The 9,449-nt window shown below is 67.5% G+C and carries 9 protein-coding genes and 1 pseudogene; 5 read left to right on the top strand and 5 right to left on the bottom strand.

What is annotated here, in order from left to right:
* A partial coding sequence (locus tag ACFVJQ_RS44925) for a catalase-related domain-containing protein (protein ID WP_385791700.1) occupies window positions 1–150 on the top strand: 150 nt, incomplete at its 5' end.
* Window positions 151–281: 131 nt separating this feature from the next.
* Here the strand turns inward: ACFVJQ_RS44925 and ACFVJQ_RS44920 are convergent.
* From ACFVJQ_RS44920 to ACFVJQ_RS44900, 5 genes are all read right to left on the bottom strand, one after another.
* Window positions 282–470: a hypothetical protein gene (locus ACFVJQ_RS44920; RefSeq protein WP_385791698.1), complete on the bottom strand. Its 189-nt coding sequence runs from the start codon at window positions 468–470 to the stop codon at window positions 282–284.
* Between the two features lie 45 nt (window positions 471–515).
* Window positions 516–3,341 (bottom strand): AAA family ATPase, encoded by a 2,826-nt coding sequence (locus ACFVJQ_RS44915; RefSeq protein ID WP_385791697.1) that lies wholly within the window; start codon window positions 3,339–3,341, stop codon window positions 516–518.
* Between the two features lie 227 nt (window positions 3,342–3,568).
* Complete coding sequence (locus ACFVJQ_RS44910; RefSeq protein ID WP_385516252.1) at window positions 3,569–4,627, bottom strand: alpha/beta hydrolase; 1,059 nt, start codon at window positions 4,625–4,627, stop codon at window positions 3,569–3,571.
* 340 nt (window positions 4,628–4,967) lie between these two features.
* Entirely contained in the window at window positions 4,968–5,090 is a 123-nt protein-coding gene (locus ACFVJQ_RS44905) for a hypothetical protein (RefSeq protein WP_385516253.1), read from the bottom strand.
* Window positions 5,087–6,001, bottom strand: coding sequence for a low temperature requirement protein A (locus tag ACFVJQ_RS44900; RefSeq protein ID WP_385791694.1), 915 nt, complete (start codon window positions 5,999–6,001; stop codon window positions 5,087–5,089). The genes ACFVJQ_RS44905 and ACFVJQ_RS44900 overlap by 4 nt, the downstream gene beginning before the upstream one ends.
* A 726-nt stretch (window positions 6,002–6,727) precedes the next feature.
* Between ACFVJQ_RS44900 and ACFVJQ_RS44895 the strand changes: the two genes are divergently transcribed.
* From ACFVJQ_RS44895 to ACFVJQ_RS44880, 4 genes and pseudogenes are all read left to right on the top strand, one after another.
* Window positions 6,728–7,144 (top strand): heme-binding protein, encoded by a 417-nt coding sequence (locus ACFVJQ_RS44895; protein ID WP_365710407.1) that lies wholly within the window; start codon window positions 6,728–6,730, stop codon window positions 7,142–7,144.
* A gap of 117 nt (window positions 7,145–7,261) precedes the next feature.
* Window positions 7,262–8,068 carry an SDR family oxidoreductase gene (locus ACFVJQ_RS44890; RefSeq protein ID WP_365473284.1) on the top strand — a complete coding sequence of 269 codons (807 nt, stop codon included), beginning with the start codon at window positions 7,262–7,264 and terminating at the stop codon, window positions 8,066–8,068.
* A gap of 118 nt (window positions 8,069–8,186) precedes the next feature.
* Complete coding sequence (locus ACFVJQ_RS44885; RefSeq protein ID WP_385791692.1) at window positions 8,187–8,807, top strand: Dps family protein; 621 nt, start codon at window positions 8,187–8,189, stop codon at window positions 8,805–8,807.
* Between the two features lie 105 nt (window positions 8,808–8,912).
* Window positions 8,913–9,210, top strand: a pseudogene (locus ACFVJQ_RS44880) (XdhC family protein); the annotation flags it as partial.
* Between the last annotated feature and the right edge of the window lie 239 nt (window positions 9,211–9,449).

Here is a 9,449-nt window from a genome sequence, read left to right as displayed (position 1 = left end):
GAGAAGGAGCGCCTGATCAACAACCTGGCGGGCAGCATCGCCGGGGTGTCGCGCGACGACATCGCCGAGCGGGCGATCAACAACTTCCGCCAGGCTGACGGAGACTTCGGCAAACGTCTGGAGGCCGCCGTCCAGGCCCTGCGCGGCTGACGCACTCTTTTGCGCCTGAACCGGCGCCGCTTTCACGGGCCTGGTTCCTCGCCCTCGGGGCTACTCAATTGATGGTTTGCGGTTCGAGCCGGTGCCTGTGCGGATCCTTTCCACACAGGCACCGTTGCGCATCAGCTCACCGGCTCCGGGCGGTCAAGGACCATGAGGTGCCGGAAGCCGCTGTGGGTCATGGCCTGCGCGGCATCTTCAGTGGGCCCGCTCGATGTCCGGGTTGTGGCGCAGATCGACGGAGAGACGGCGGAGCTGTAGTACGCGTCGTCCGGAACGTCGAACAGCACGTCGGCAGCCCGTTGGATCACTTCGATCTTCATTTGGCCCCGACGCGGGTTCAGCGGGCGGAGGCTTCAGCCGTCGGGACTGTCGTCGGCAGCGCCGGTGCGCCGGCTCGTGGCCTCGGAGTCGAGTGCGTCGCGCAGCATGGCGCGCGACGTGATGCCCAGCTTCGGATAGGCCTGGTACAGATGCGCGCCCACGGTCCGATGAGAGAGGAACAAGCGCTCGGCGATCTGCTTGTTGGTCAGACCGGAGGCCGCGAGCCGGGCGATCTCCAGCTCCTGGGGCGTGAGCGTGTGTGCCTTCGATTCACCTGAACCCCGCCTGCTCCAGCCCGCGGCTCGCAGCTCCTTCTCTGCACGTTCGGCCCACGGCCGCGCTCCCAGGTGCTCGAATGTTGCCAGCGCGGCGCGCAGCGGCTTCCGGGACTCGGCCGTCGCCCTGACCCGCCGCAATCGCTCCCCGTGGGCGAGTTGGACGCGTGCGAAGTCGAAGCGCCATCGCTCGGCTGCGGGAGTCGCCAACGCCTGCGCGAACAGCCGTAGCGCCTCCTCGTCGTCGGTGGTGCACAGGGCGGCCGACGCGTCCATCAGCATGGCGTGTCGGGGGGACACGGCGGCCGTGTGTGCCTCCCGCATGGCACGTACGTGCTCGGCCGCATCCTCGGGCCTGTTGATCCGGATGGCGGCCTCCACCAGGTCCATCGCCACCCATAGGGCATGCGGGGTGTGCGACGCGAGGTTCCCGGCGGGGCTGACGGCATTCGCGTGCTCGTAGGCCAGCGAGAAGTCGCCGAGTCCCAGGGCTGCCACCGCAGCCGCATGGTGCGCATAGTGCGCGGCGCAGTGCGCTCCGCGGGGGACGGCCCAGTTGATTACGCGGTGGGCCGTCGCAAGGCTCTCGTCCGCATGCCCGCGAGCGCCCAGCACGATGGACTTGACGTAATGGAAGTACCAGGCGAAGGCGCTATATCCGTGATCTTGGCAGATCTGAAGTCCCTCGTCGGCGAGGTCGAGTGCCTCGTCCCACATGCCGGTGAGGTAGTCGTCCAAGCACAGGTGGATCAGAGCGGACATGTATCGCCTTGCCGCACCGCCGTCGCGTCCCGTGCGCACCACCCGCCACGCCGCTTCGCGGACTTCGCCGAGCCGGTCGAGGTAGAGGGCCGCCGTGCCGACGCGGTTGATCTGGACGGGGTCGCTCTCCCCGGGAAGGCTCGCGACGAGCAGGTCGAGTTCCCCGGACGCCGCCGCGCCGGTGCGCGCTGGGTCGGAGAACGTCCTACCCAGTGCGGACAGGAAGACCGGGGGCTCCGGCTGCAGCCGTTCCAACACCCGGTAGTAGGGCTGCCACAGCTCATGCCGGGCACCGAAGAAGCAGAGCACCGCCAGCATGTGAAGCGCGTCGACGAGCGCCTTGTCGCGGGCGTCATACCTGTGGGTCTCGGCCGTGGACTCGACGACGGCGACCAGCAGTCGGTGAGCAGTGTCGACATCACCGTCGCTGTTGAGGTCGAGCAGCGCCGCTGCTGTGGCGAAGTGCAGCGAGCCTTCGTCGAGCTCCGGGGAAGCGGACCTGGCGTCGTCCAGGAGCTTGCGGGCGCTGTGAAGTGCGCCGGTGGACTCAGCGCCAAGGTAGGCCGCCTCCGCGAGGCGGCGGCTGCGGTTTGGTCCCTGGGGGGTGAGGACTGCAGCCCGGACAAGCGTCCGCATCCCGCCGTTTGCATCACCACGACGCAGGGTGAGGCACGCTGCGTGCTCCAGCAGGGCGGCAACCTCCTCATCGGGTTCCAGGGTCGCCTCACCCAGGTGCCAGGCGCGGCGCTCGGGCTGGTCGACGAGGACCTGGGCGAGCGCCCCGTGTGCTGCGCGTCGTTCGCTGCTGGTCGAGTTGCTCACCACGGCGGAGCGGATCAGCGGGTGGCGAAACCTCAGGCGCCGCGTCCTGTCCTCGATGTGCACCAGTTGGTCACGCTCGGCGGGCGCGAGATCGTCCAGGCTGTATCCGTCGTTCGCCTGCCGCGAGGCCGCCTGCAGCACACCCAGGTCGCCGCTCCCTTCCAGCGCCGCGAGCAGCAGCAGACTCTGGGACGGCATGGGCAGCCCAGTCACGCGGGAGCCGAACAGCGTCTCCAGGCGCCGGCTGAGTGGGAGCACGGCGGGCGGGTCAGCCAGCGCCGGCTGCAGTGCTGTCGGTAGTTCCAGCAGCGCCAGGGGATTGCCGCCCGCCACAGCCAGAAGGTGTTGGCGCACATTGCGCGCGAGGACGGGGAACTTGCTACCGATCAACTGAGCCGCCGACTCCGCGTCGAGCGGTGGCAGCTCGTACGTGGGCAGTGCGCCGCCCTCGGAGAGGCTATGAGCGCCGGGGCGCGCTGCGACGAGCATGCTCACCCCGACGCCGGCCACCCGCCGGGCGACGAAGCCCAGCACGGCGGTGCTCGCCCGGTCGACCCAGGGCAGGTCATCGATGATGATCAGAAGCGGATCCCCGGCGGCGACCGTCTGGAGGAGTCGCAGTACAGCGTTGGAGACGAGGAGCCGCTCCGGCGGCCGACCGCTGTCGAAGCCGAGCGCCACGCGGAGGGCGTCACGGAAAGGCAGGTCGAGGTCGTCCAGGGCGTCCAGGAACGGGAAAAGGATCTGATTGAGGCCCGAGTAGCTGCAGTCTGCCTCGAACTCCACGCCGGCGGCGCGCAGGACCCGGATGCCTTCCGCCTCCGCGGCCCCCGCCAGCTCGTCCAGCACCGCCGTCTTCCCCACCCCGGCATCGCCGGCCAGCAGCAGCGCCCCGCCGCCCGCCCCGATACGCAGCAGATCACGGATCCGACGCAGGTCACCGTCCCGACCGATCAGCGTTCCCGTCGCACTGTGCCTGGCTGAGCCACCACCGATCACAAATACTTTCCTCTACACTTCAACGCTTGCCCTGGTCATGGATGCGTCAGAGTCATCCTTTGTTTCGGAGAGGTAACTCTGTGCACGGCCGCAAAACCCAGGCGGACCCCAGACAGTATGCACGACATTATGTTGGACATAGTGTCCAACCGGGGTCACTCGGACAACTCGGTTGTCTAGAGGGAGGGTTGGGCGGCCATACGCCGGTGGGGCGCTGCGACGGTGGGTTAGCCGCTCGTGCCCAGTGCCTGCCGCAGGACGAGAACGGCTTGGGTGATCGCCCCGCGTGCCGCAGACGTCGACGACAGCGGCGTGAGCACGACGAAATCGTGGATGACGCCCTCGTACCGCGTCGCGGTTACCGCCACTCCTGCCGCACGCAGCTTGGCCGCGTACGCCTCGCCCTCGTCCCGTACGACATCCGCCTCCGCGGTGATCACGAGCGTCGGCGGCAGTCCGGCGAGCTGCTCCTCGGTCGCCCGCAGCGGGCTTGCAGTGATCTGCGTGCGCTGCGACTCATCGGGCGCGTACTGGTCCCAGAACCAGCGCATCGCTTCCCGCCGTAGGAAGTAGCCGTCAGCGAAACGGCGGTACGAGCCGGTGTCGAAGTTCGCATCAGTGACCGGGTAGAACAGTACCTGCTGGACGAAACTGACGTCCCCGCGCTCCTTTGCCAGCAGCGTCAGGGCCGCACTCAGATTGCCGCCCGCGGAGTCCCCCGCGACGGCCAGCCGCGTCGGGTCGATGCCGTGGTCGGCTCCTCGGCGCGCGACCCACCGGGCCACCGCGTAACACTCCTCCAGGGCGACGGGGTAACGGACCTCCGGGGAGAGCGTGTACTCGGGGAAGACCGCGACGGCCTGTGCGCCCACCACCAGGTCACGGACCAGCCGGTCATGGGTCAACGCGCTGCCGAAAACCCAGCCCGGGCCGTGGAGGTACAGGATGGCGGGCAATGCCCCGATGGCCCCCTTGGGACGGACGATGCGCACCGCGACACTGCCGTTCGGTCCGCCCGAGACCGCGATCCACCTCTCGTCCACTTCGGGCATGCCCGCCTGCCAAGACCGCCCTTCCTGCCCACCGTGCGTGCCTTGCACGGCAGGTGTCGCCTCTGCCGCCCGTCCCGCTTCCGCCGTCCCTGCCGTCTGCATTCTCTGCATGGCTTTGCGGCCTTCCACCGGCCCGAGATCTGTGAGGTACGGCGGCTCTGCGGTGGCTTCCGCGAACGCGCGGGCTTCCGGTTCGAGCACCGGTTCCGCAGGGTTGGAAGATGGGTCGGACATCACACACTCCTTTACGGTGGTGGCGTCGGACTCGGAAGCTCAACGCCCGGTACGCCTGCGCCGCGCAGCCGTGGAGGCGCACCTGGGTACCGGCGGAGGCGAAGATCACCTGCGATGGAAACACCGGCGCAGCCCCCAGTGCATCAGTCACATGACTGGGAAGTGCGGGCCTGCTGCCGCGCACGGCTGTCGTACTGACCGGCGTCGCCCGCTGTGGTGCAGCGATCCGGCGGGCGCGCAGGTCGGGCCGTCGCCAGGCAGGCGCCCGGCTGGGAGAGGTCAGGCCGGGCGCCTGCGGAGGGTAGGTGTCACCGGGGTGGTGACACGGTGGCGCGTACGCCTAGATGGTGATGTCCCATGCCTCGGTCTGGGACTGCTTCAGCATCTTCTCGACGAACTCCGGCACCACGTTGCGGAACTTGCCCGTGTCGCTGGGCACGATCCGCACCACCGCGTCGATCATCTCGGTGGGGTCGAGGCGGCCTTCATCTCCGCTGTGCCGGAGCCCAGCCACCACCGGTTTGCGTGCCCGTCGAAGTGGTGGATGGCGTCGCTGATCCCGGCCGCGACCAGGATGATGCCGGTGATCGTCACCAGGTGCGCGCCGGTGAACGCGTAGTAGGCGAGTGTCTGGCGACGGTGCTCGGTGGCCTTCTCGAACTCCTCGTCGGCTCGCTCTTCGTCCCCGTCGAAGTACACCCACCACAGGCCCGGGGCCACGGCGATCCCCAACGCCACGCCCAGCGCCAAGGGGGCATTCACCGGGTGGGTGGCCGACCCTTGGGCGCCGATTCCGATGGCGACCACCGACTCGCCCAGTACGACCAGCAGGAGCAGCGCATGCCGCTCCACGAAGTGATGCGGCTCGAGGACGAAGCCGCGAATGCGATCCAGCGAGGGCGAGAGGCAGAGGACGGGCACAGCGGTGGCCCAGCACACCCAGCCCCATGCTTCCGGAAGGTGCGGGGCGACGAGTATGAGGACCCCGGCCGCGGCGTTGAACGGCATGTTGCGCAGGATGGCCTGCCGCGCCGACGGGACATCGGTCGTCAGGCAGACCAGCCCGTGGATGGCAACGACGGCCAGATACGCCAAGGGGAAGGCCCAACCCTCGGGCGTGAAGGCGTAAGGCACATCCAGCCCCATGATGAAGAAGCCGGTCATGGCAAGCGTCAGCAGCAGGCGCACCTGCACCGCGTCAGGTCTCACCGCGTTGGTGAGCCATCCGAACCCGCTGAACATCCACCACACGATGACCATCGGGAGCAGCGCCTTGAGGAGGCCCACCCACCCGGGATGGGTTCCCACCGCGTGGGTGACCTGGGTGACGAAGAAGACGAACACCAAGTCGAAGAAGAGCTCGGCCGATGTCACACGGCCCTGGGTACTCTCTGAAATCCACAGCCGTCTGGGAACGAGAGAGATCCCGGTCCGTTCGGTTCGTCTCACGAGCGGTTCGCTTTCCCCCATCGGTACGAGCGGACAGCCGTCCGCCGGGGCACCCGGTGGCGAATCCTGCGATCGAAAGAGGCGGCAGAAACGCCGCAGCGCGCCTGACCCTGCTCGCCGTGGCTGAGGGCAAAGGTCTCCTGGCAGTTGGCGGCATCCGGATTAACTGATCGTTTCTGCGTGGGATCGGCGTGCCGACCGGGTGCGAGCCAGGGGGGACCCCGCCCGTCCACGAACTGCGCGCCGCGGCCTCAAACGGCGGACCGGCGATCCGGCAGCACGGGGCGTCTGAGCCATCGTCCCAGCCCTGCTCCCGGCCGAGTCGGCAGCCGGGTGCGTTTGTCAACGGGCGTCGGATCGCCCGACATGACCCTGAAGCGGTCACCTCATCCCTTCCGGTAACCGCGTGCCGCTTGTGCCAATCGATACCTATGCGGGAGTCAAGTCTGCCTGCCCCGCCATGGGCACCATACCTAGGGGAGCCGCTGACAGCCCGTTCCGGCATGGTCGGATGACGGATTACACCCACGCCCGGCATGGTCAAACATGGATGTCGAAAGGGAACGCCGACCGGTTAGCAGAAATTCACGGCAAGCGCCTGAATAGCGAAAGTGGTCGGCAATGAAGACACCATGTAAGGAGCTGGTCGCAGTGCCTGACATTTCGACCGGAGAGGCCCAGCGGGTTCTCTCGGCCGGTGTGCGAAGGGCAGCGGAAATGGCGCTGCCTGTGAACATCGCGGTGTTCGATACCGGTGCGAACCTCAAGACCTTCGTTCGTATGGACGGTGCCCTGCTGGGTTCGGCCGACATCGCGATGGGGAAGGCGCGCACGTCGGCGCTGTTCCAGCTGGACTCCGAAGCGCTCTTCGAATATTGCAAGCCGGGCGGTACGTCGTTCGGCCTGGAGAACAGCAACGGCGGACTGGTGGTCTTCGCCGGCGGCAAGCCGATTCGCAACGCTGAGGGCGTGGTCGTCGGGGCCGTGGGTGTGTCCGGGGGGTCGGTCGCCCAGGATGCCGAGATCGCCCAGGCGGCGGCTGCCGCGCTCGCTGCCGCGTCGGCTTGAGTTTTCGTCCCGGCCTGAGCTTCCGCCCGGCTGGGGCGTGCGATGAACCGGTCCTGCCGATCGGTTTTCTGAAAAATCACCACATACAAAAAACCAAGTAAAGGAATGTGCGTCATCATGAGCGGTAAGCGGATTCTGATCACGGGTGCCGGATCGGGTTTCGGTGAGGGTGCGGCCATCGGTCTGGCGAAGGAGGGTCACGACGTCATCGCCACGGCCCAGATCTACCCCCAGGTCGCGGCGCTCCGGCTGAAGGCCCGCGAGCTCGGTCTGGACAACCTGCGGGTCGAGAAGCTGGACGTCCTGGACCCGTACGATGTCGCGGCCGCGCTGAAGTGGGACATCGACGTGCTCTTCAGCAACGCCGGTATCGGTGAGGCCGGTCCGGTCAGCGAGATCCCCGTCGGGCTGCTGCGGAAGAACTTCGAGACGAACGTGTTCGCACCGCTCGAGCTCGCTCAGAAGTTCGCCCGCAAGTGGATCGACCAGGGTCGGCCGGGCAAGGTGGTTTTCACCTCCTCCATGGGCGGTCTGTTCACCCCGACCGGCTTCGGCCCCTATGTGTCGACCAAGCACGCGCTCGAGGCCCTCGCGGAGGCGCTCCGGGACGAGCTGCGCCCGCACAACATCAAGGTGCAGACCGTCAACCCCGGCGCCTACCTGACCGGTTTCAACGAGACCATGGCCGAGACGGCCTTCAGGTGGCTCGACGACGACAAGAACTTCAACAAGCGTGCCGACGTGCAGGCCGGGTTCGACTCGCTGCTCGGCACCGATGAAGGTCGCCTCGACCCCCAGGAGATGATCGACGCGATGGTGCGGATCGTGCCCAGCGACACGGGCAAGTTCCGCAACGTGGTGCCGGGCTTCGTCGAGGACATGCTGAAGAAGAGCCAGACCGAGGCCTGGGACATCACCATCTAGGTGTTCCGTCCGCGGAGATCGCCCTGACGCGGATCTCCTCCGAGGCACCTTGAAACGGCTGAGGGCCTTCTGGCCCGGTGCGGATTTCCACATCCGCGGCGGTGACCGGAAGGCCCTCATGCCGTCCCACCTGATGCCCTGGCAGGGGGCACTTCCCACACTGGATGCCCGGATGGTGCATCCCGCCGCTGTCGACGCCGCGCCGGGTGCGCCTCCTGGGCTGTTGAACGGAGAGAGTGTGACAACCATAGGCTCGACCGTGACGAAAAGGCGGAGCGAGGACGAGGTTCCGTTGATCACCGCGTCACCGGCCTTGGCCGGCGCCCTTCAGCAGGTGCTCGTCGATCTGATCGAGCTGCAACTGCAGGGCAAGCAGGCACACTGGAATGTCGTAGGTCGCAACTTCCGTGACCTGCATCTGCAACTCGACGACATCGTCGACACGGCCAGGGAGGCGGCCGATACGGTCGCCGAGCGCATACGCGCACTCGGCGCCGCCGTGGACGGACGTTCCGACATGGTCGCCGCGGCCACGACGCTTCCCGCCTTTCCCGGCGGAGAGCAGGACACGGCAACCGTGGCCTCCCTGCTCGACACCCGCCTCCGTGCTACAGCGGCGACGCTCAGGCAGGCACGTGACGAGGTGGACGCGGGAGATCCGCCGACCGCCGACCTCCTGCACGCGATCATCGACGACCTGGAAAAGCACGCCTGGATGATGCGGGCAGAGAACCGTTAAGGACGGCCTGGGAGAACACCCCATCCGACTTCATGCCGGCCCGGCGCAACCGGTGGTGCCTGCCAATCCACCCCGTTCGGCCTGCGGAAACGCGGTAAGCCACTGATACCGTTCCTGAAATGGGCGCTTAAGCTGCCGGTTGCCTATATCGGGGCCATGGGTTCCCGGCGCACCCACGAGGATCGCACGCGGCGCCTGCGCGAAGCAGGTGTGACAGATCAGGAACTGGCACGACTGCGTTCACCGATAGGCCTTGACCTTGGCGCGCACCCCTGAGGAGACGGCCCTGTCGATCGTGGCCGAGCTCGTCGCCGATCGCCACGGCGGCTCGGGCCTGTCCCTGACAAGGACGCGCAGACCTGTTCATCGTGACATCGCGGCTGTCTCCTGCGGCGTCATGTGACAGATCCAGTGGGTCGCATTGGGAAACGGACCGACATGTTGGGCTTTACACATCTGGTCAGATGACCGATGTCCCAAGGACTGGTCCGCGCCATGGTTGTGGCGGTGCCACCGCATTCAGGAAGAAGGGAGGGGCCATGCCCGACAAACAACCGGAGAGCACGGCCGGCCGGCCGGCTCTCGATCACATCAGCTCGCTGCCGATGCGTGTCCATCGGATCCTGCGGCCGTCGATCCGTC

It is taken from the genome of Streptomyces sp. NPDC127197 (assembly GCF_042672405.1).
Lineage (GTDB): Bacteria > Actinomycetota > Actinomycetes > Streptomycetales > Streptomycetaceae > Streptomyces > Streptomyces flavusporus.
The sequence above is the reverse complement of the archived record's forward strand: the minus strand, read 5'-3'. Positions and strand labels throughout refer to the sequence as shown.